Here is a 20,392-nt window from a genome sequence, read left to right on the forward strand (position 1 = left end):
CCGAACAGCTCGACCAGGCGTCACTCGACCACGACGAGCTTTACATCGATGTTGCCGCGAGTGGCGTTCGAGTACGGGCAAACGATGTGCGCCTTCTCGACCAGCTTCTGCACCTGATCCTTCGGCAGGCCGGGCACGTTGATGCGCAGCTCGGCTTCGATGCCGAAGCCGGTCGGGATTGCGCCGATGCCGACGCGGCCGGTGACGGTCGTGTCCGCCGGCAGAGCGACCTTTTCCTTGCCGGCCACGAACTTCAGCGCGCCCAGGAAGCATGCCGAGTAGCCGGCGGCGAACAGTTGCTCCGGATTCGTGCCCGGACCGCCTGCCCCACCCAGTTCGCGCGGCGTGGACAGCTGGATATCGAGGACATTGTCCAAAGACTTGGCTCGGCCATCGCGGCCCCCGGTGGCGGTGGCCTGGGCGGTGTATAGAACTTTCTCGATCGACATGACGTGCTCCTTGGGTTGTGTGGGTGGTGTGCGTCAGTGGGAGAGACTGTACGCGTGCAGCCCGGACCCCAGCTCACCTAAAATCCGCAAAACTTGATCAGGAATATGGGAATGGTCGACCGTCTGGAGTCCCTGCTGACGCACTTTGCGGTGCATGCCCGCATGTTCCACTCCGGGGCGCTCTGCGGATTGAACGAAGTGCCGACTTTGCCGGACACGGGGCAACTGCATCTCATCAAGCTGGGGCCGGTTGAGGTCACGCATGACGGCGAAAGCCCGATGCATGTTGTCGAGCCCAGCTTGCTGCTGTATCCACGGCCGCTGAAGCATCGCTTTGTCACTGATGCGAAACGCGGCGCCGACCTCGCCTGTGCGAACTTGCACTTCGATGGTGGCGTGGCCAATCCAATCGCAGCCGCGTTGCCGCCAGTCATCTGCGCGCCGCTGGCTGACATCGAAGGTGCGGACGGCGTGCTGTCGTTGCTCTTCGATGAAGCCTTCAATCAGCGTTGCGGCCGTCAGGCGCTGGTGAATCGCTTGTTCGAAGTGGTGTTGATTCAAGTGTTGCGCCACCTGATGGAGAGCGGACAGATTCGCAGCGGCATGCTGGCGGGTATGGGCCATCCAAAGCTTCGACATGCGCTGGTCGCCATGCACGAGCAGCCCGCGCACGAGTGGTCGCTGGAAGAGTTGGCGGACAAGGCGGGCATGTCCCGCAGTGTGTTTGCGAACGCGTTTCGCGACGCCGTCGGTCTCACGCCCGGTGCTTATCTTCAGAACTGGCGCGTGAGTCTGGCGCAGCAGGCGCTACGCCAAGGGCGCTCGCTCAAAATGATTGCCGTCGAAGTGGGCTACGGCAGCGAAGCGGCGCTGTCTCGCGCATTCAAAGTGCAGAGCGGACTGTCGCCGCGCGAATGGAAACAGGCCCAGGCGATATAACACATGCGCATCGAACATCTGGCTCTGTGGACGGACGACCTGACTCGGATCAGGAATTTCTACGTCACCTACTTCGACGCCGTCGCCGGCAGCGGCTATCGCAATCCTGCCAAGGGTTTCGAATCCGTCTTCCTCAGTTTCAGCGACGGCGCGCGCCTGGAATTCATGAAGACCGCCACGCTGTCTCCAGTTGTCATCGAAGCGGGCGCGCAGCGCATGGGACTGACTCACTTCGCCATGTCGGTGGGTTCCGAAGAGCGCGTCGACGCACTCACGCAGCGTTTGAAAGACGACGGCTATCCGGTGCTCGATGGGCCTCGCCGCACCGGCGACGGTTACTACGAAAGCGTGGTGCTCGATCCCGATGGCAATCGGATCGAGATCACGGTGTGATGGGGCTCACCAGCCCGACGAGGGCACATCGTCGCGCGTGATCTCCGAGCGTTGCGCGACCCATTCGCCAAAGCCGCTCACGTCGACGCCTTCGATGGAATCGTTCTGATGAGCGGCAACCCATTCGCGCATTGCCTTTAGCAACTTCGCGGCCTGACCCTTGTTGAGCGCGTACAAGCGCAGATAGTTGAAGCGCGCCTCATCGAGACGATTCAGGCCGAGGAATGCCTGGCCCTGATACTCAATGGCGTGCGGATAATCGGGAGAGATCTGCAACGCCTGTTGATACGCCGCCAGCGCCTTGTCGTGGTTGCCCAGCTTGCGGTTCGCATAACCGAGGTAGGTGTAAGCCTCGTGCATCGACGCATCGAGTCGCACGGCTTCTTCGAAATGTCCCAAGGATTCCTTGTACGAATCGCGCGCGGCGCGTTCCGCCTCGGCTTTTTCCTTCACGTCACTTGAAGCTTCGGCCAGCGCCTGCGAATGATCCGCGCGCTGGATCGCGGCATAGCCCACGTTGTACGCGTCGATCGCACTCTGCTCCGAGATCGCCGGCGGCGGAGCGGAGCGCGGCGGCGGGCGATAAGCGCCCGGACCGTCGGCGTAAACCGGTGCTGCCGTGGCGATGATCCACAGCAGCGCCGCGAGTGGTCGATGAAATTGCATGCCACTCATGTTCGATACTTAGAAGCGTGAGGCAGTGAGTGTTACGTCGGCATCCGCCCAAGCCTTCTTGAAGTCGGCCTCGACGAGCTTGGCTTGCTCCAGCTTGTTCTGCGCCTGCAGTGCCTTGTGCAAGCCGAACAACGACCAGCCGTTCTTCGGATTGCGACGCAGATCTTCCCAATACACCGCTTCGGCTTCGGCCGGCCGGCCTGCATCGAGCAGCACCGCGCCGAGCGCGTGACGGACCGGCTGATGCCAATCGTCGGGCTCGGTGTAGATCAGGTTGTCGTGATATCTCACGGCGCGATCCAGATGAGCGATGGCTACGTCGTAGTTGCCTTGCGCGGCGGCCAGTTCGCCATCGAGCACCTCAACCGCGACTCGCAACACGGAGTCGGCGAGATTGAGCGACATCGAGGTCGGCGCTGCGGTCAGCTTCGGATCTTTCGCGATCTTGCGCACGGCCTCGATCTCTTGCTTCGCAGCGCCCAAGTCGTTCTTGCGAATGAAGGCCATGCCGCGCGCGTAGTGACGCACGCCGCGCGTGAAGAGCGTGTCCGCTCGAGGCGCCGGCGCGGCGAGGATCTCATCCCACTTGCCGAAGCGCACCAGGGCGAAGTCCGGCGGGAGCACGAAGGTTTGCAGGAGAGGCATTTCCTTGAGCGCCTCGGCTGGAATCGCTTGCGCGGTCTTGTTGGCCGAGTCGATCGCGATCTTGCTTTGACCCGCCATGCTGGCCGCGAACCACAGGAAGTGCACGTTGTGAGGGTAGTAGCCCAGCGGGTACAGGCCCTGCGCACGACACTGAGTGATGTAATCCTCGTCGGCGAGGATGGCCATCTGATTGGCTTTCATCGCGTCGGCATAGCGGCCTACGCGTTGAAAAATATGTCCCGGCATGTGCACGAGATGACCGGCTGCCGGCGCGAGAGGTAACAGCCGATCAGCCGCAGCTTCGGCTTTTTCCGGCGTATTGCTCGCCTCCCAGAGATGGATGTAGTAGTGCAGCGCGCCCGGATGATCCGGGTTGTTCGCGAGCACGCGATCGAGCGCTTTGATGATGTCGTGGGTTTGATCATAGGGGCGGCCATCGCGAGTCCAGTAATTCCACGGGCGCAGATCCATCACCGACTCGGCGTACAGCGTCGCGGCGTCGAGATCGTCCGGATAGGTTTCCTGCACGATGCGCATCGCGCCGGCGTAGGCTTGATCCGCGGCGGCGCGATCTTCGGGCTTGCCGGTAAACCGCAGGGCGAGCGCGTCGATGTAGTCCCGTTCGCGTTGGCTCACATTGCCCTTGAGCGATTGGGCCTTTTTGATGAGCTCGAGCGCCTTCGGTTCCTGCTGCGGTTCCATCGCGGCATTGATGTTCGGGCCGAGCACCAGCGCCTGACCCCAGTAGGCCATGGCGGCGTTCGGGTCCAGTCGCGCTGCCTCAGCGAACGCTCGCCCGGCTTCGGCGTGGTTGAAACCGTAGGTGAGGTTCAATCCCTGGTTCATGAAGCGCTGCGCCTGCTCCGATTTGGTCGTCACGGGAAACGTGTGCTTGCCCACGTTCTGCAGCCGGGGAGCGACGGCGCCCGAGGGCGAGGTCGAGTCGAAGGCTTCGTGCTCCTGATAATGTTTATGAACCGGCACTTGGGCGTGCGCGGCTGCGGCCAGCCAGAGCGAGCCGGCGACGGCCAGGCAGAACTTGGTGCGCATAGCGGTCTCCCCACATTGGTTGCTTCGGTGCGCGACAGTGCTCTTCGGTCGTGAGTGTCGGGTGATACCACGCGTGAAAAATCCGTGAAAACCTCGGGGCGATGATTTCTTCGCTGCAGTGCCTTACAGTGGGCCGAATTCACCACGGGCCTGAACATGAGCGATTGGAAACTTCCCTGGGATGGCGGCTGCCGATGCGGGCAGGTGCGCTTCCGGATCAGCGTCGCGCCATTGCTGACCATGGCGTGTCATTGCCGAGGCTGTCAGCGTATGAGCGCCAGCGCCTACTCACTGAGCGCGGCAATTCCTGTCGAAGGATTCGCGATCACGCAAGGCGAGCCTGTCATTGGCGGGTTGCATGGGGCGACACGCCACTTCTTCTGTCCTCACTGCAAGAGCTGGATGTTCACCCGGCCGGAAGGACTGGATCATTTCGTCAACGTGCGGCCGACGTTGTTGGACGAGGCTTCGTGGGTCGCGCCATTCATCGAAACATGCACGCAGACGCGGCTGCCTTCGGCGGTTACCGGTGCGAGTCACAGTTACGAAAGTTTTCCACCGATGGAAGACTACTCGAAGCTGGTGGAAGAGTACGCAAAGCACGGGCCCCGTCCGGGGCGCTGAATCAATCCATCGCGCGCGTCGAGACCTTTTCTCCCTCGCGGGGCGCGGGCGCGCGATCGAAGCTCAACGCCGACGGCGCTCCAGCGAAGTCCAGGCGTTGCAGCGCTAGTCGAGATGAGCCGACCGTCAGTGTGATGTCGGTGCGGGATTGGGAAGGCAGCCCAAGTGCGGTGGCGAGCGCATCGTCGTCCACCGGGTTGCCGTCGATGGACAATCTGTCCAGGGCCCACTGCAGATCCGTGCCGCGGAGCTCGCCTGGACCGTGTTCGGTTGTGAGCACCAGCGAGCCTTCCTCATCTATATAAGCAGCGTGAAGCTGCGCGACCGCGAGCCCGGTGTGAGTGGTGAGATGCTCGTTGTCATCCGCAACGAACAGGATCAGCGGCGTCGATTCGAGTTGCATGTAGCCGCGTTGTGGACCGTTCTGAAAATACCAGCGGCCATGCTCGTCCGCCGCGTAGTTCCGATTGATCACGTCGATGATGCGAGGATGGCTGATCGCCTCGCCCTGCACGAGCCACCGACCGCGCCGATCCAGACCCAGCCAGCCAAACAACGCCGGCACGTTCGGCCAGCGCTTCAATGCATTGAGTACCCATTCGTCCATCGCGCCAGTGTGCCGACAGCGGTCGGCGATCTCAACTTGGTATGATTTGTACGGCGTTGAGTGCGAGGTGGGCGATGGCGGCGAAAAAGAAAAAGGCGGGCTACATGCCCGCACGCAAGAACGATCCGGAAGGCGTGAGGGCGCGCTTTCTCGATGTCGCAGCCGAGCTGTTCCAAAGCCGAGGCTATTGCGCCACTGGCATGCAGGCGATCTTCGAGGCAGCGGGTGTGACGGCTGGCGCTTTCTACCATCATTTCGTTGGGAAGAAAGATCTGGGGTTGACGGTGATCGAGGAGCGCGTGGCTGTGGAGGTCGAGCAGACGTGGATTGCGCCAGTGCGAGAGGCGAAGTCGACGCTCGAAGGAGTGACGGCGGTGTTCAAGAACATCGCGGCGCAGCTGGAAGCGAGAAGCGCAGTGCGCGGGTGCCCGCTCAACAATCTCACCTTGGAGCTCGCGTTCGCGGATCCGGAATTTCAAGGAAGCCTCGCGAGAGTGTTTGCGAACTGGCAGAGCGAGATCGAGGCGAAGCTGAAACAGGACATGAATGAGCAGTTGCTGCCGCGATCCAAGCCGGGGCCGCTCGCGGCGTACATCATTGCCGTGTATTCAGGCGCGATGGCGTTATGCAAAGTCCAACAATCGCCCGCGCCGCTGTTGCAATGCTTGCCTGAGTTGCGGGAGCGACTCGCGCCCTGAGGCGGCGTCATTGACAAAACAGAACGATCGTTATGGAATGGCGTCCTCGAGGAGGACCTGCCGATGCGCACCCTGCTGGCGGCATTACTGGCGATATTCACCATGACCACGCATGCAGACTCGACCGTCACAACGCCGACCGTACTCGAACTGCGTCAATACAAGATCTTCGCGGACAAGCGCGATGAAATGATCGCAGTGTTCGACGGCAAGCTGATCGAAGGGCAGGAAGCGGTCGGCATGCGCTTGCTCGGTCAATTCCGCGATCTCGACGATCCAAACCGGTTCACGTGGATGCGTGAGTTTCCAAACATGGACGCGCGCGGCAAGGCGCTCACTGATTTCTACACCGGCCCGGTGTGGAAGGCGCATCGTGGTGAAGCGAATCCACTGCTGGAGGACAATGACAACGTCCTGCTCCTAAAGCCCGCGACGGCAGAGTTGGCGCTCAGTGTTCCGGCAGCGAGTGAGCGAACGAAGTCGGGCGATCAGCCAACGGCGGCGAATATCATCGTCGTGACGATCTACTATCTGTGGAAGGACCCATCGGAAGGCTTCACTCGTTTTTTTGCCGAGAAACTCAAGCCGGAACTGACAGCGGCGGGCGTGCCTGTGCTCGGGGGCTATGTCACTGAGGCGACACCGAACAATTTCCCGGCGTTGCCGGTGCGGCAGCATGAGAAGGTGTTCGTTTGGTTTACTCGGATGCAAGATGCGGCGGGTTACGATCCGTTGCGCAGGAAACTAGACGGTAGCGCCATCGGGCGCGAACTCGAGGACTATCAGGAACGGGCCGCGCAGGTGTTGAGGCTTGCCCCGACTCCCCGATCGTTGTTGCGCTGAGAATTCGGGGGCGGCAGCGGGCCGCCGAGCTGCTACAATGGCCGGCCGTTTTACCCCGGCGACCTCCCATGCAGCCCATTTCCATTGGTGTCGATTTCGGCACCAGCAATACCGTTATTGCCGTGGTGGGTGCAGATCTGGGCTCGACCGTGCTCAAAGTGCCATCGCGAGTCGGCGAGGGTACGGCCCTGCCATCGATTCTGTGTTTCCGGCCGGCGGAACCGAATCCGCGAGAGCGTCCCATCAGCAGTGCCGGTGCGGACGCTATCGCCGACTATATTTCGCGCACCGGGCCGGCGCGGCTCGTGCAATCGATGAAGTCGTTTCTCGGCAGCCGGGCATTCGTCGACACCAAGGTGTTTACGCACACCTACACGCTGGAGTCGTTGATTGGAACATTGCTTCAGCATCTGTATGACGCGACCGGCGCGCGAGAGCTGCTGACTCAGGCGCCGCTCGTCATCGGCCGGCCCATCGAATTTGCGGGCGCATCGCCGGACGATGAGCTCGCGCAAACGAGACTGAAGGCAGCTTTTGCTTTCGCGGGGCGGGAGGCCGATCGAATTGGAACGGAGCCTGAAGCCGCCGCGTACGCATTTGCGAGCAGAGCGAAGGGCCGTCATCTGGTGCTCGTTGCCGACCTCGGTGGTGGCACCAGCGACTTCTCGATCGTCGAAGTGAATGCTGAAGGGGCGCAGCCGAAGCTCACGCCGCTGGCGCAGACCGGTATCGGTATCGCTGGCGATCGTTTCGACTATCAGATCGTCTACAACGCGGTGTGTCCGGCGCTCGGCATGGGCTCGCAGTTCCAGCCCGAAACCAAGAAGCTGCCGATTCCGTTGTGGATCTATGCCAACTTCGCGAGCTGGCATCAGCTGTCGATGATGAACAATCGTCAGACGCTGCGACACATCACTGACATTCTGCGCACCGCCGTCGACCAGGAAGCGTTCGAAGGGCTGGTGCATGTCATTCGCAACGAAGAAGGCTTCACGTTGTTTCAGGCCGTGTCGCGAGTGAAGCAAACGCTCACGACTCAGGACACTGCGAAGCTCAATTTCAAGGCGGGCCCGATCGAGATCGATCGCATGGTCGCGCGCGCCGAATTCGAGCAATGGATCGCCGATGATCTGTCCCGCATCGAGGCGACCGCGGACGAGGCGGTCCGTACCGCAGGTGTGAATCCCGCAAATCTCACCCGCGTGTTCATGACGGGCGGCACCGCGCTGGTGCCAGCAGTGCGCGAGCTGTTCGCAAGGAAATTTGGAGCGGACAAGCTGGTCGGCGGCGACGAGTTTTCCTCGGTCGCCCAAGGCCTGGCGCTGATGGGCGTGCCGCGCTGACGCCCAGGCTCGATCGCGGGTGAGACGAATCTGACGGCTGTACTCGCCCGCGGGTCCACTGGTCACGCTACACTCGGCATCCGTGCTCGCGTTGGGAAGACACCGTTGATTGCTCTGATTGGCATCGATGTCGATGGCACCTTGATCGGCAGCTCCGGCGAGGTGCCGGGCGTTATCTGGCGGCTCGCCGCCGAGGCGCGCGCCAAAGGAATTCATCTCGCCTTGTGTTCGGGCCGCCCCGCGTTCGGCGTGGCTGCGGAATACGCGCGTCGTCTGGACGACGACGGCTGGCACATCTTTCAAAACGGGGCGAGCGTCGTGAACCTCGCGACTCATGAGTCGCGCTCCACGCCGCTTCCTGAAGGATCCGTTCGCGGCTTGATCTCACATGCGCGCGAAACCGGTCACGTACTCGAGTTGTATGGCGATGACGATTACGCCGTCGAGAGCCAGGCGCCGTGGGCGAAGGAACATGCCGAGCTGCTCGGTCTGCCGTTCAAGCCGCGACCCTATGAAACATTGTCGCCGCCATGGGTACGCGCGCAGTGGCTGCTTTCGCCCGAAGACGCCAGGCGAGTCGTCGCACCTCCGGATCTCGAGATGGCTGACTCGAGTTCGCCGCTCATGCCTGACGTTCGATTCATTGGCCTGACCCGTCACGGTGTGAGCAAAGGCGTCGCCATGCGTGAGATCGCTGCTGCGTATCGCGTCGACATGCGCGACGTGATGTACATCGGCGACTCGGGCAACGATCTGTCGGCGTTGCGGGTCGTGGGTCATCCCATTGCCATGGGCAACGCCGATCCTGAGGTCATCGCGGCGGCGGAGCGCACTATCGGACATGTCGATGAGGCCGGGCTCGCGGACGCGCTGAAGCTCGCCATCGGCAGCCGGTAACCTGGCACTCGCGGTAAGATTGGCGTTTTCTCCACGATAGGTGGGCGCCATGACTTCGAGCTCGAGCCAGCCGCAGCGCACGGGCGGGCAACTCATTGTCGATCAACTGCTGACGCATGGAGCCGAGCTTGCTTTTTGCGTGCCCGGCGAAAGTTATCTGCCTGTGCTCGACGCGCTGTATACCGTGCGCGATCGCATCAGGCTGATCAGCTGTCGTCATGAAAACGGCGCGGCCAACATGGCTGAGGCTTATGGGAAGCTGACTGGCAAGCCCGGCATCTGCCTGGTGACGCGCGGGCCGGGCGCAACCAACGCATCCATCGGTGTACACACTGCCTTCCAGGATTCGACGCCGATGATTCTGCTCATCGGCCAGGTCGGCACCGACTTCATGGAGCGCGAGGCGTTTCAGGAGATCGACTACCGGCGCATGTTCGGGCCGATGTCGAAGTGGGTGGCGCAGATCGATCGCACCGATCGGATTCCCGAGTTCATCGCGCGTGCTTATCAAGTAGCAACCAGCGGACGCATGGGGCCGGTGGTGCTGGCGCTGCCAGAAGATGTGTTGAGCGGCACCGCAGCCGTCGCCGATGCGCGGCCGTGGCAGCGGATCGAATCTGCACCGGCGCCGGAGGCGCTCAGCCAGTTGTCGCAGATGCTGGGCGAAGCGCAGCGCCCGTTCCTGTTGGTTGGCGGCAGTGGCTGGGACGAAGCAACCTGCAATCAATTGCAGCGCTTCGCCGAAACGCAGCACATTCCGGTGGGATGCGAGTTTCGCTCGCAGGATCTGTTCGATAACGCGCACCCCAATTACGCAGGCGATATCGGCATCGGCATCAACCCGAAGCTGGCCGAGCGGGTGAAGGCATCGGATCTGCTGATCGTGCTCGGCGCGCGGCTTGGCGAAATCACCACCAGCGGCTACGGACTGATCGCCGGTCCGGTCCCGGCGCAGCGGCTCGTGCACATCTATCCGGAAGCCGACGAGCTCGGCCGCTTCTATCACGCCGAACTGATGATCAACGCCACCATGCCCGCCATGACGCGCGCGTTGGCGGCGCTGCCCAAGGTCACGCGCGAGGAGTCCAACGCGCAGGTCGTGGCTGCGAATGCCGAGTATCGAGCGTGGCAAGGACGCAAAGAGATTCCGGGCAAGGTGCAGATGTGGGACGTGATCCAGCACATGGATCGCGTGCTGCCGCCGGATGTCATCGTGACTAACGGCGCGGGCAACTACACGACCTGGGCGCATCGGTTCCATCGCTACCGCGGCTTCCGGACGCAACTGGCGCCGACGTCGGGTGCGATGGGATACGGCGTGCCCGCCGGCATCGCGGCCAAGGCTTTGTATCCGACGCGCACCGTCGTCTCGTTTGCTGGCGATGGTTGCTTTCTGATGACGGGCCAGGAACTGGCGACCGCGGTTCAATATCAACTGAATGTCATCATCATCGTGGTCAACAACAACATGTATGGCACGATCCGAATGCACCAGGAGCGCGAATATCCGGCTCGGGTGTACGGCACATCGCTCGTGAATCCGGACTTCGCGGCGTTTGCCACGGCGTTTGGAGCGCACGGTGAATTGGTGGAGAGCACCGAGCAATTTGGACCGGCGTTGGAGCGCGCCCTGAAGGCGGGCAAGCCGGCATTGATCGAAGTTCGCATCGATCCGGAAGCGATCACGCCGAACGCGACCTTGCAGTCGATTCGCAACGCTGCGCAGAAATCGTAAACCACTCGAGCGGGAGTCACGATGCTGTACCTGATCCTGGGGCTGGTGATCTTTCTCGGCGTGCACTCGGTGGAGATCGTCTCGCCGACGTTCCGGAGCAGGGCGGTCGCGCGATCTGGCGAAAAGCCATACAAGGGCATCTATTCGCTGTTGTCCATCATCGGGTTCGTGTTGCTGGTGTGGGGTTACGGCGTGGCTCGCCAGGATCCCATCCTCGTGTACGCGCCGCCGCTGTGGATGCGGCATCTCACTTTGCTATTGATGTTGCCGGTGTTCCCGTTGTTCCTGGCAGCCTACCTGCCCGGGCGCATCAAGGCAGCGGTGAAACATCCGATGCTGGCCGCGGTAAAGGCCTGGGCATTCGCGCATTTGCTCGCCAACGGCATGCTCGCGGACTTGCTGTTGTTTGGCGGGTTTCTGCTCTGGGCCGTGGCCGATCGTATTTCAGTGAAGCGCCGCGCCGTGGTCCGGCCCGTGCCGGGACCGCCGCCCGGCAAGTACAACGATCTCATTGCCGTGGTCGGCGGTCTCGCGTTGTATGTCATTTTCGTCTTCTGGCTGCATGCCTGGCTGATCGGAGTGCCGCCGCTGGCGATGTGAGTCGTGAAGACATTGCTCAGCTTCGGCATCTTTCTCGCGATCGTCTACGTCGGCCTGTGTGCCGCGCTGTTCTTCTTTCAGCGTTCGATGATCTATTACCCGCAGCCGCGGCCGCACGGTGAGACCTCGGCGACGCTGCCGTTATCGGTGGATGGGGCGGAGCTGGTCATCAGCGTCCGCGCGCATGAGGGGCCGAATGCGATCGTGTACTTTGGCGGCAACGGCGAGAATGTGACGTACAACCTGCCGTCGTTCTCCGACGCTTTCCCCGACCATGCGCTGTATCTAATGAACTACCGCGGCTATGGCGGCAGCTCGGGTAGTCCCGATGAGGCGGCGATTTCGCAGGATGCGTTGGCGTTGTTCGACTACGTGCATGCCAGGCATCCGAACGTCATCGTCATGGGGCGGAGTCTGGGCTCGGGTGTGGCCATTCGACTGGCGACTCAGCGGCCGGCGACCAGGCTGGTGCTGATCACTCCCTTTGCAAGCATTGCCGAGTTGGGCGCCAGCCAGTTCCCGATGTTCCCGGTGAAGTGGCTGATTCGTGACAAGTACGAGTCCTTTCGATACGCGCCGCGCGTCGACGTGCCGACGCTGCTCGTCGTCGCCGAGCACGATGAAATTATTCCACGCGCCAGCACCGACGCTTTGTACGCAGCCTTTCGGCCCGGGATTGCGACTCGGCGAATCATCCCGGACACCGGTCACAACACAATCTCTGCTACTGCGATGTATGTAGAGACGCTGCAAACGGCGCTTGCTCAAAGCAGCAAACAATGATTGAATGTTCGCTCCTCTCATTGGCCCGTCGCGAAGCAAGGAGGGCACCGATGATCCCATTCAGCATGCACCTCCCACCGGTCCGTACCCGGTAACTCCGGGCTCCCGGTAGAAAAACTGCGGCTCCATCCCCACATGGGGGTGTTCGTCGCCATCCGACAGGTTCCATCGGCTTCGCAAGGACAGCGCGGTTAACGCGCTCGCTCATCATGGTCAAATCCCGCGTCGAGGGCTCGCAGGTCCTCCGTAATGTGCTTGTTTTCACGTTCCGCCATTGGGCGGAGCATAAGGGTCTGGTCCTCGTCGTGGCTTTGGCCATGATGCTGGCGACAGTCACTGAAGTCATCGTGCCGGTTTATGCCGGCCGGCTCGTCGACGCGCTCGCGCAGGGGCGTGAGTTTGCCGACGTCGCCCTTCATTCCTTCCTCGTCATGGCGGGCTTGGGATTGACGATGGTGGTGCTCCGGCATCTGGCGTGGTGGTCGGTCGTGCCGCTCACGTTGAACATCATGCGGAAAGTTTCGCAGGGTGCTTTTCATCGCGTGCAACGCTTCTCGACGGATTGGCACAACAATAGTTTTGCCGGCTCGATCGTGCGGAAGATCACGCGCGGCATGTGGGCGCTCGACATGATCAATGACGTGCTGCTGCTGGCGCTGTTGCCGTCATTGGTCGTGCTGGTCGGCACGGTGTTCCTGCTCGGTCAGCGCTGGCCGATCATGGGCGTCGTGATGGCGCTCGGCTCCATTGCGTACGTGCTGCTGACGGTGACGCTTGCGACTCGTCTCATCGCTCCGGCTTCGCGCCTTTCCAATGCGCAGGACACGCGCATCGGCGGTGTGCTTGCCGATGCGCTCGGCGGCAATGCGGTTGTGAAGTCCTTCGGTGCGGAAGCCCGTGAGGACGCGCGACTCGGCCGGGTCATCAATAAGTGGTCGCGTCGGACGCATCGTACTTGGATGCTTCACACGTGGAGCGGCACCGGGCAGCTCGCGCTGCTTTGGTTCGTTCGCTCGGCCATTACGGCGACTGCCTTGTGGCTGTGGTGGCAGGGACGTGCGACGCCGGGTGAGATCACCTATGTGCTGACGACGTACTTCGTCGTGCACGGTTATCTGCGTGACATCGGCCAGCACGTGCATCACCTGCAGCGTGCCGTGAACGAAATGGAAGAAATGGTTCAGCTGCATGCGGAACCGTTGGGCGTGGCGGATTCGCCCGGCGCGCGGCCGTTGCGCATCGATGCAGGCGAGGTGCGGTTCGATCACGTGACGTTCTGTTACGCCGGCCAGCACACGCCGCTGTACCGGGATCTGAACGTGCGGATTGCGCCGGGCGAGCGCATCGGTCTGGTCGGGCATTCCGGCTCGGGCAAGACCACGTTCGTGAAGCTGATCCAGCGGCTGTACGACGTGACCGAGGGGCGCGTGCTGATCGATGGGCAGGACGTTACGCATGCCACGCAGGAGTCGTTGCGCTCGCAGATCGCGATCGTGCAGCAGGAGCCCATCCTGTTTCATCGCAGCCTGGCCGAGAACATCTCGTATGCCCGGCCGGATGCGACGATGGAGGAGATCGAGCGGGCCGCGCGGCTGGCGAATGCACACGACTTCATCGTGCGCCTGCCGCGTGGCTACCAGACGCTGGTTGGCGAGCGAGGTGTGAAGCTGTCTGGCGGTGAGCGGCAGCGTGTGGCGCTGGCACGGGCGTTCCTGGCGGATGCACCGATTCTGATTCTCGACGAGGCGACTTCGAGCCTCGACTCGGAGTCGGAAGCGCTGATCCAGCAGGCGATGGATCGCTTGATGTCGGGCCGCACGTCCATCGTGATCGCGCATCGACTGTCGACGGTGCGAGCGATGGATCGCATCCTGGTGTTCGAGCACGGCCGGATCGTCGAGGAAGGGTCGCACGAGGCGCTGCTGCGCCGGTCGCATGGGCACTATCGGCGTTTGTTTGAGCGGCAGTCGGGTGGGATCGTCGAAGTGTCTAAGGCGAGCTAAAGAAGACCCTCACCCCCTGGCCCCCTCTCCCGATGGGAGAGGGGGAAATTTCTTTTTTTATTTTTTCCCTGCGGGGCCAAGAAGGATCACGTGCTGAACGGCGGACCCTGCGATGGGCGCAGGGAAGGTTGATGCCTGCTCAGATATAGCCGGCGATGGCTGGCGCGGTCTCGGAGATTGGCCGTGATCGCTGGCTCCGTCTCACAGATAGCTCGTGATCGCCGGGGCGTTGTTCCAATTATCGTGCTTGCCGTCGACGTACACGATCGGCGCCGCGGCCAGCTCTTCGGGCGTCGCGTTTTCCAGGCAGCCCAGGTTCACGCCATAAATTCGTTGCCCGTCGGGCGTGTTGCCGATGCCGAACGAGCGCACGCCGCAATGTTTGCAAAAGTAATGCTCGTTGCGGCGTGTGTTGAACAAATATTTTGTCAGCTCCGCCTCGCCGGCCAGCAGGCGAAACTGCTCCGGCATCACGATCGCCGGCCAGAACCGGTTTCTCGCGCAAATTGAGCAATTACAGCGATAAGTCGGCAGCGTGAGATCGATCTCCGCCTCGAACCGCACCGCCCCGCAATGACAGCTGCCTGAGTATGTTTTGAGCATGCCCGACGATAGCATGTCGGAGCCAGCTCAATGTATTAAGCCAAGGACAGCTCATGATCGACTTCATCTGGAACCTGTTCCAAGACTCCGACATCCAGCGGCTGCGGGCCCAGGCTGAACGACGCGGAGAGCACCGATTTGCTGGATGGCGTCGCCGACGGCGCGGTGGACCTGAGCAAGGAACTGATCAAGTGTCGCCACTGCGACCGCGCTCATCTCAACACTGCCGTGGTCTGCCCCTTCTGCGGCGCCCGCAATTCATCGCCCAACTCGTTCGACGCCACTTGAATGGCTACGCGCGATCCACCCGGGCGGCGTAGCAGCCCCACTTCGCATTGTGAACATGCAGGAAGGCGATGCTCGGGTTGGCGAACATCTGCTCGATAAGCTTTTCGATGGCCGTCCCAGGGGCTACGTCGGCGGCTTTCATCATGCCGTCGGCGTCGAAGGCGCGGAGGGACAGCAGGCGAGGGCGCATTTGTTGAGGCACTTCGTCGATGGCGAGCTGTGCTTCGCTCGCGGCTTCGCGGACGTAGATGGCGTGCCGTGAGCGATAGGGTGTCGCGACGGGCAGGTGCTCGTAGTTCAGGAGGATCAGCTTCTCGCCGACCTCGGCGTCTTGCAGGCTGACGCGGCAGGGAAAGCCGGGGCGTTCGTCGGCGGTTACGCGAATCGCGCCCTGCTGCGCCAGTTCTTCATCGGACATCGAGAACAACGGCGAGAACTGGCTCAATGGCAGTCCGGTGATTTGAAAGCTCATGGTCGGCTCCAGGATGGGCGAATCGATGGCGCCACATTGCCGCCGCGGTCGCCGGGGGGCACTCCGCTTCTTGCCGACGTTTCTTCCGTGGCCGCCGGCCAGTGCCTGTTAACATCGCCGCATGCATCCCCTTGCGATCGCGGCCGTCCTGCTGGCGGCGTTCACTCATGCCACCTGGAATCTGGCCGCCAAACGCGCGTCGGGCTCGCGTCATTTCGTTTGGTTGTATTCGCTGGGCTCGGTCGTGCTGTACGCACCGGCGGTGATATGGGTTCTTTCGACCACTCAGCTGGAGTTCGAAACGGCCCACTGGGTGGCGCTGTTGATGACGGGCATTCTGCACATGGGCTATTCGCTCACGCTGCAGGCCGGCTACCGGGTTTCCGATTTGTCGCTGGTCTATCCGCTGGCGCGTGGCACCGGCCCGTTGCTGTCATTCCTTGCGGCCACGTTTATCCTGCATGAGCCGGCCAACATCTTCTCTGTGCTTGGCGTGCTGTTGATCGTCGGCGGCATTCTGATGGTGTCCGGTCTTGCGAACGAAGCTCACAAAGCGCCGCGCGCCGGCATCGCGTTGGGCCTGCTCACCGGCGTATTCATCGCCGGCTATACGATCAACGACGGCTGGGCCGTGAAGACGCTGATGTTGTCGCCGTTCCTCATCGACTTCACCGGCAACATGCTTCGCCTCACGGTGCTGGCGCCGATGGCGCTGAGAGACCCGCCTGCGCTGCTTGCGGAATGGCGGATGTATCGCTCGCCCATTCTCATCGTCGCGGTGCTCGGCCCGCTGGGCTACATCCTGGTGTTGTACGCGATGAAACATGCTCCCATCGGACACGTCGCGCCCATGCGCGAGCTGGCGACATTGATCGGCACTTATTTCGGGGCTCGGTTGCTGCAGGAACAAGTGACGCCGATCCGATTGACGGGAGCCGTGCTCATCGTTACCGGCGTCATTGCTCTAGCGGTTACGGGTTAGCAGGTCGCTGCCGCAACTCGCGAGGCGCGCAGCCCTTTGAGCGCCAGCGCGGCTGCAAGCAGCGGCAGCACCGCAGCGACCCAAGGCAGCGCCGGCAAGCCGGGGCCATGATCGATGACCGTGCCGCCCAGCCATGCGCCGAGCGCGTTGCCGAGGTTGAACGCGCCGATGTTGAAACTCGACGCGAGGCTCTGGCCCGCTCCATTGGATTTTTCCAGCACCCACATCTGCAGCGGCGGCACCGTCGCGAAGGATGCCGCACCGAGCAGGGCCACGAAGATCACCATGGCGATGCCGTCATGAACGGCGAACGTCATCAGGCCCAGCACGGCCGCCAGCATGAGCAGCGAACCGATCAGCGTGGCTTCCAGATAGCGATCCGCCAGCTTGCCGCCGACGATGTTGCCGACGACCAGGCCACCACCGAACACGAGCATCACCAACGACACGGCCTGCTCGCTGACGTGCGTGAGCTGAGTCAGCAGCGGCGCAATGTAGGTGAACACAACGAACATCCCGCCAAAGCCGAACACTGTTGTTAGCAATGCCAGTACGACCGGGCCGCGGCCGAGCGCACGCAGATCGCTGCGCCAGTTGCCTTCTTCGATCTGTCCGGCGTCGCGCGGCACGAGCACGGCGATGACCGCCAGCGCAAAGGCGCCGATGCCGACCACGGCCCAGAATGTCGCGCGCCATCCTGCGAGCTGACCGAGCCAGGTGCCGAACGGAACGCCGAGCACCGTCGCGATCGTCAAACCAGTGAACATGATCGCAATCGCCGACGCGCGCTGTTGAGGCGCGACCAGTTGTGTCGCGACCACCGAGCCGACGCCGAAGAACGTGCCGTGCGCGAAAGCCGTCAGCACGCGGGCGGCTAACAGCCCGAAGTAGGTGGGAGCGATGGCGCAAGCGAGATTGCCGATCGTGAAGATCGCCATCAACGCGAGCAGCGTCGCCTTGCGAGGCCAGCGAGCAGTGACCACCGTCATGATCGGCGCGCCAGCCATGACGCCGAGTGCATACCCTGAAATCAGCATGCCCGCGGCGGAGATGGACACGTTGAGGTCGCCGCTGACTTCCAGCAGCAGTCCCATGATCACGAATTCGGTGACGCCGATTCCGAAGGCGCCGACCGCGAGCGCATACAAGGCGAGAGGCATGACCTGTCCCGAGAAGTCTTGAGGGAAGGCAATGATGCGGGCGCCTTCGATTGTTGATAAGAATGTGGGCATACACGACCGTCGTGCATTGAATGAACGAATCGGGACGCCTTTATGGATAACAGAACCGGCGAAATCGAAGCCTTTTTGCGCAGTGTCGAGGGCGGCAGCTTCGCCGCGGCGGCCAAGGCCCTGCGGCAAACACCGTCAGCGGTGAGCCGCAGCGTCGCGCGGCTCGAAGCTCGCCTTGGAGTGCGATTGCTGACGCGCACGACACGCTCGCTCTCGGTGACGCCGGAAGGAGAGAAGTTTCGGGTCCAGGCGCAAAAGCTGCTGTTGGACCTGGATGAGCTGGAGCGCTCGTTCACGACCGACAAGAGCGAGCCGCGCGGGCGGTTGCGAGTGAGCGCATCGACGCCGTTTGGAATTCATCGGGTGATACCGGTGCTGCCGGAGTTCCTGCAGCGCTATCCGAAGATCACGGTCGACCTGTCGCTGACCGACGCGTTGGTCGATCTGGTCAGTGAGCGCACCGATGTCGCGATCCGTCACGGCGCGTTGCGAGACTCGTCGCTACGGGCGCGCAAGCTCGGGAGCAGTCGCTGGCTCGTCGTTGCCGCGCCGGAATATTTGCAGCGTCACGGCACGCCGCAGACACCGGCGGATCTGGATCGACACAATTGCCTGAACTTCAACTACCGCCGCACGATCGAAGGCTGGACGTTTCGCGCCGGCCAGCGGAGCAAACAATTTCATGTCACGGGGAATTTCATAGCGAACTCCGGCGAGTCGCTGCGACTGATGTGCGTGGGCGGAGCGGGGATTGCGCGCCTGGCGGATTTTCTAGTCGGAGACGATGTGCGTGCCGGCCGCCTTGTCCCGCTGCTACAGGACCACATCAAGGCGGACAGTGAAGATATCCACGCCCTCTACATCGGCCATGCGCGACTGGCGGCGCGGGTGCGAGTGTTCATGGATTTCCTGGTCGAGCGAGTATCGATAGCGGACTGAGCTCGCGCCCCGCGGGCGGCGTTGTATCCAATCCGCCCGCATTAAAAACGTTTCATCCTCGCCCACGCCTGCGGTCAGGGCCGCGGGCGGGCAAACCTCTTTCTAAACGGCCGCGCCGTGGCCACAATGCGCGCTTGCCATGGCCATGGCGTTTCGAATGAGGTTCGAAGTGAAGTCCAGCTCGCTCCTGAAGAATTATGTCTCCGCGCTCATCGGCTGTGCCGCGATGAGCGTTGCCGTCGGCGCCGCAGCCTCCGGCAGCAAGCCGGCGGTGGATAAGGCTCTGCACGATCAGGCGCTGGAAATCCTGCAGAAGTCGATCAGTTTCCGGACCGTGGATGGCGCGGGCCAGGTGCCGGCGTATGCCGAGTATCTGAAGAGCGTGCTGGTCGAAGCCGGCTATGCGCCTGGCGACATCGAGATCGAGCCGGTCGCGAACACGGCCACCTTCGTTGCTCGCTACAAAGGCACCGACAGCAAGAAGAAGCCGTTGCTGGTCATCGGCCACATGGATGTCGTCGAAGCGAAGCGCGAGGACTGGAAGCGCGATCCGTTCACGCCGGTGCTCGAAAGCGGCTATGTGTTCGGCCGAGGCTCGGCCGACAACAAGTTCGACGTGTCCATGATCACCGCCACCCTGACCAACCTGAAACGCCAGGGCTGGAAGCCCAAGCGCGACGTGATCCTCGCGTTCTCCGGCGACGAAGAAACGGCGATGGTCAGCACACGCAAGCTCGCCGAGCAGTTCAAGGATGCGGAGCTGGCGTTGAACGGCGATGCCGGTGGCGGCTTGCTCTCCGAAGCAGGCCAGCCGGTTGTATACGGCCTGCAGGCGGGCGAGAAGACCTATGCGGACTTCAAGCTGACCGTCACCAATCCTGGCGGACATTCCAGCCGTCCGAGCAAGGTGAACGCCATCAACCAGCTGGCCGCCGCGCTGGATCGCATCGGCAAGTATCAGTTCCCGGTCATGCGCAACGAGCTGACCACGGCGTACTTCACTGCGAGCCTGCCGAAGTTGTCCGGGCCCACGGCCGACGCCGTCAAGCGCTACCTGGCGAATCCCGAGGACGCACAGGCGATCGCGACGTTGTCGGACGACCCCAGTTACGTCGGCCAGCTGCGCACCACTTGCGTATCCACGATGATCGAAGGCGGTCACGCGACGAATGCGCTCCCGCAGAAGGCGGTGGCGAACATCAACTGCCGTATCTTCCCGGGCACGCCGATAGCGGAAGTCCAGAAAACGCTCGGCCAGGTGGCAGCCGATCCGGAAGTGAAAATCACGCAGGTGGTCACAGGCTCGGTTCCGGCCGACGCGTCCCCCTTGCGCAAGGATGTGATGGCTGCCGTGACCAAGGCGGTGCACGCCAACTATCCGGGCTTGTCGATCGTGCCGTCGATGTCGGCCGGCGCGACCGACAGCATGCATTTCCGTGCGAACGGTGTGCCGAGCTACGGCGTGTCGGGGCTGTTCATGAAGGACTCGGATGAGTTCTCGCATGGTCTCGACGAGCGCGTGCCGGTGTCGTCCATCGACGGCGCGCTGGCGCATTGGAACAGCGTGTTGAAGGATCTCGCTCGCTGATTAC

21 protein-coding genes are annotated in these 20,392 nt (G+C 62.4%); 14 read left to right on the forward strand and 7 right to left on the reverse strand.

Features of this window, described 5'->3' with window-relative positions; all coding sequences use genetic code 11:
• Positions 1–20 precede the first annotated feature (20 nt).
• Positions 21–449: an organic hydroperoxide resistance protein gene (locus tag GYH35_RS26300; RefSeq protein ID WP_161829957.1), complete on the reverse strand. Its 429-nt coding sequence runs from the start codon at positions 447–449 to the stop codon at positions 21–23.
• A gap of 111 nt (positions 450–560) precedes the next feature.
• Here GYH35_RS26300 and GYH35_RS26305 point away from each other — a divergent pair, with 111 nt between their 5' ends.
• A complete protein-coding gene (locus GYH35_RS26305) occupies positions 561–1,388 on the forward strand; it encodes an AraC family transcriptional regulator (RefSeq protein WP_161829958.1) in 828 nt (275 codons plus the stop codon).
• A 3-nt stretch (positions 1,389–1,391) separates the two neighbouring features.
• Positions 1,392–1,781: a VOC family protein gene (locus GYH35_RS26310; RefSeq protein WP_161813202.1), complete on the forward strand. Its 390-nt coding sequence runs from the start codon at positions 1,392–1,394 to the stop codon at positions 1,779–1,781.
• 6 nt (positions 1,782–1,787) lie between these two features.
• On the opposite strand, the gene GYH35_RS26315 is transcribed toward GYH35_RS26310, so the two are convergent.
• Both GYH35_RS26315 and GYH35_RS26320 read right to left on the reverse strand, forming a co-directional pair.
• A complete protein-coding gene (locus GYH35_RS26315; RefSeq protein WP_161829959.1) occupies positions 1,788–2,456 on the reverse strand; it encodes a tetratricopeptide repeat protein in 669 nt (222 codons plus the stop codon).
• A 9-nt stretch (positions 2,457–2,465) separates the two neighbouring features.
• The gene (locus GYH35_RS26320; RefSeq protein ID WP_161813204.1) at positions 2,466–4,151 is read right to left on the reverse strand and encodes a tetratricopeptide repeat protein; all 1,686 of its coding nucleotides are present in this window, start codon (positions 4,149–4,151) and stop codon (positions 2,466–2,468) included.
• Positions 4,152–4,307: 156 nt separating this feature from the next.
• Here GYH35_RS26320 and GYH35_RS26325 point away from each other — a divergent pair, with 156 nt between their 5' ends.
• Positions 4,308–4,775, forward strand: a complete 468-nt coding sequence (locus GYH35_RS26325) for a GFA family protein (protein WP_161829960.1) — start codon at positions 4,308–4,310, stop codon at positions 4,773–4,775.
• A 1-nt stretch (position 4,776) separates the two neighbouring features.
• Here GYH35_RS26325 and GYH35_RS26330 read toward each other — a convergent pair whose 3' ends face one another.
• The gene (locus GYH35_RS26330; protein ID WP_161829961.1) at positions 4,777–5,382 is read right to left on the reverse strand and encodes a DUF2946 family protein; all 606 of its coding nucleotides are present in this window, start codon (positions 5,380–5,382) and stop codon (positions 4,777–4,779) included.
• 74 nt (positions 5,383–5,456) lie between these two features.
• Here GYH35_RS26330 and GYH35_RS26335 point away from each other — a divergent pair, with 74 nt between their 5' ends.
• From GYH35_RS26335 to GYH35_RS26370, 8 genes are all read left to right on the forward strand, one after another.
• A complete protein-coding gene (locus GYH35_RS26335) occupies positions 5,457–6,080 on the forward strand; it encodes a TetR/AcrR family transcriptional regulator (protein WP_202624721.1) in 624 nt (207 codons plus the stop codon).
• Between the two features lie 63 nt (positions 6,081–6,143).
• On the forward strand, positions 6,144–6,923 hold the full coding sequence (locus tag GYH35_RS26340) for an NIPSNAP family protein (RefSeq protein WP_161829962.1): 780 nt from the start codon (positions 6,144–6,146) through the stop codon (positions 6,921–6,923).
• 68 nt (positions 6,924–6,991) lie between these two features.
• The gene (locus GYH35_RS26345) at positions 6,992–8,266 is read left to right on the forward strand and encodes an Hsp70 family protein (protein ID WP_161829963.1); all 1,275 of its coding nucleotides are present in this window, start codon (positions 6,992–6,994) and stop codon (positions 8,264–8,266) included.
• Positions 8,267–8,371: 105 nt separating this feature from the next.
• Positions 8,372–9,163, forward strand: a complete 792-nt coding sequence (locus GYH35_RS26350; protein WP_161829964.1) for a Cof-type HAD-IIB family hydrolase — start codon at positions 8,372–8,374, stop codon at positions 9,161–9,163.
• Between the two features lie 49 nt (positions 9,164–9,212).
• Positions 9,213–10,898: a thiamine pyrophosphate-binding protein gene (locus GYH35_RS26355; protein WP_161829965.1), complete on the forward strand. Its 1,686-nt coding sequence runs from the start codon at positions 9,213–9,215 to the stop codon at positions 10,896–10,898.
• A gap of 21 nt (positions 10,899–10,919) precedes the next feature.
• Positions 10,920–11,498, forward strand: a complete 579-nt coding sequence (locus tag GYH35_RS26360) for an NnrU family protein (RefSeq protein WP_161813211.1) — start codon at positions 10,920–10,922, stop codon at positions 11,496–11,498.
• Positions 11,499–11,501: 3 nt separating this feature from the next.
• A complete protein-coding gene (locus tag GYH35_RS26365) occupies positions 11,502–12,281 on the forward strand; it encodes an alpha/beta hydrolase (RefSeq protein WP_202624723.1) in 780 nt (259 codons plus the stop codon).
• 209 nt (positions 12,282–12,490) lie between these two features.
• Entirely contained in the window at positions 12,491–14,284 is a 1,794-nt protein-coding gene (locus tag GYH35_RS26370) for an ABC transporter ATP-binding protein (protein WP_161813212.1), read from the forward strand.
• A 201-nt stretch (positions 14,285–14,485) separates the two neighbouring features.
• On the opposite strand, the gene GYH35_RS26375 is transcribed toward GYH35_RS26370, so the two are convergent.
• Positions 14,486–14,902, reverse strand: coding sequence for a GFA family protein (locus tag GYH35_RS26375; RefSeq protein WP_308683812.1), 417 nt, complete (start codon positions 14,900–14,902; stop codon positions 14,486–14,488).
• Positions 14,903–15,179: 277 nt separating this feature from the next.
• On the reverse strand, positions 15,180–15,620 hold the full coding sequence (locus tag GYH35_RS26380) for a DUF1203 domain-containing protein (RefSeq protein WP_235936862.1): 441 nt from the start codon (positions 15,618–15,620) through the stop codon (positions 15,180–15,182).
• A 148-nt stretch (positions 15,621–15,768) separates the two neighbouring features.
• Between GYH35_RS26380 and GYH35_RS26385 the strand changes: the two genes are divergently transcribed.
• Entirely contained in the window at positions 15,769–16,629 is an 861-nt protein-coding gene (locus GYH35_RS26385) for a DMT family transporter (RefSeq protein WP_161829967.1), read from the forward strand.
• Here GYH35_RS26385 and GYH35_RS26390 read toward each other — a convergent pair.
• Positions 16,626–17,789 (reverse strand): MFS transporter, encoded by a 1,164-nt coding sequence (locus GYH35_RS26390; protein WP_161813551.1) that lies wholly within the window; start codon positions 17,787–17,789, stop codon positions 16,626–16,628. The genes GYH35_RS26385 and GYH35_RS26390 overlap by 4 nt on opposite strands.
• Before the next feature lie 114 nt (positions 17,790–17,903).
• Here GYH35_RS26390 and GYH35_RS26395 point away from each other — a divergent pair, with 114 nt between their 5' ends.
• Both GYH35_RS26395 and GYH35_RS26400 read left to right on the forward strand, forming a co-directional pair.
• Positions 17,904–18,800, forward strand: coding sequence for a LysR family transcriptional regulator (locus GYH35_RS26395; RefSeq protein WP_161829968.1), 897 nt, complete (start codon positions 17,904–17,906; stop codon positions 18,798–18,800).
• Between the two features lie 157 nt (positions 18,801–18,957).
• Entirely contained in the window at positions 18,958–20,388 is a 1,431-nt protein-coding gene (locus tag GYH35_RS26400) for a M20/M25/M40 family metallo-hydrolase (protein ID WP_161829969.1), read from the forward strand.
• Positions 20,389–20,392: the final 4 nt, after the last annotated feature.

It is taken from the genome of Steroidobacter agaridevorans (assembly GCF_009932555.1).
GTDB classification, from domain to species: Bacteria; Pseudomonadota; Gammaproteobacteria; order Steroidobacterales; family Steroidobacteraceae; genus Steroidobacter; species Steroidobacter agaridevorans.

Excerpts from the sequence above, each read along its gene's own strand:
- GYH35_RS26300 (WP_161829957.1), bottom strand. The coding sequence starts at position 449 with ATGTCGATCGAGAAAGTTCTATACACCGCCCAGGCCACCGCCACCGGG.
- GYH35_RS26305 (WP_161829958.1), top strand. The coding sequence starts at position 561 with ATGGTCGACCGTCTGGAGTCCCTGCTGACGCACTTTGCGGTGCATGCC.
- GYH35_RS26310 (WP_161813202.1), top strand. The coding sequence starts at position 1,392 with ATGCGCATCGAACATCTGGCTCTGTGGACGGACGACCTGACTCGGATC.
- GYH35_RS26315 (WP_161829959.1), bottom strand. The coding sequence starts at position 2,456 with ATGAGTGGCATGCAATTTCATCGACCACTCGCGGCGCTGCTGTGGATC.
- GYH35_RS26320 (WP_161813204.1), bottom strand. The coding sequence starts at position 4,151 with ATGCGCACCAAGTTCTGCCTGGCCGTCGCCGGCTCGCTCTGGCTGGCC.
- GYH35_RS26325 (WP_161829960.1), top strand. The coding sequence starts at position 4,308 with ATGAGCGATTGGAAACTTCCCTGGGATGGCGGCTGCCGATGCGGGCAG.
- GYH35_RS26330 (WP_161829961.1), bottom strand. The coding sequence starts at position 5,382 with ATGGACGAATGGGTACTCAATGCATTGAAGCGCTGGCCGAACGTGCCG.
- GYH35_RS26335 (WP_202624721.1), top strand. The coding sequence starts at position 5,457 with ATGGCGGCGAAAAAGAAAAAGGCGGGCTACATGCCCGCACGCAAGAAC.
- GYH35_RS26340 (WP_161829962.1), top strand. The coding sequence starts at position 6,144 with ATGCGCACCCTGCTGGCGGCATTACTGGCGATATTCACCATGACCACG.
- GYH35_RS26345 (WP_161829963.1), top strand. The coding sequence starts at position 6,992 with ATGCAGCCCATTTCCATTGGTGTCGATTTCGGCACCAGCAATACCGTT.
- GYH35_RS26355 (WP_161829965.1), top strand. The coding sequence starts at position 9,213 with ATGACTTCGAGCTCGAGCCAGCCGCAGCGCACGGGCGGGCAACTCATT.
- GYH35_RS26360 (WP_161813211.1), top strand. The coding sequence starts at position 10,920 with ATGCTGTACCTGATCCTGGGGCTGGTGATCTTTCTCGGCGTGCACTCG.
- GYH35_RS26370 (WP_161813212.1), top strand. The coding sequence starts at position 12,491 with ATGGTCAAATCCCGCGTCGAGGGCTCGCAGGTCCTCCGTAATGTGCTT.
- GYH35_RS26375 (WP_308683812.1), bottom strand. The coding sequence starts at position 14,902 with ATGCTATCGTCGGGCATGCTCAAAACATACTCAGGCAGCTGTCATTGC.
- GYH35_RS26385 (WP_161829967.1), top strand. The coding sequence starts at position 15,769 with ATGCATCCCCTTGCGATCGCGGCCGTCCTGCTGGCGGCGTTCACTCAT.
- GYH35_RS26390 (WP_161813551.1), bottom strand. The coding sequence starts at position 17,789 with ATGCCTCTCGCCTTGTATGCGCTCGCGGTCGGCGCCTTCGGAATCGGC.
- GYH35_RS26395 (WP_161829968.1), top strand. The coding sequence starts at position 17,904 with ATGGATAACAGAACCGGCGAAATCGAAGCCTTTTTGCGCAGTGTCGAG.
- GYH35_RS26400 (WP_161829969.1), top strand. The coding sequence starts at position 18,958 with ATGAGGTTCGAAGTGAAGTCCAGCTCGCTCCTGAAGAATTATGTCTCC.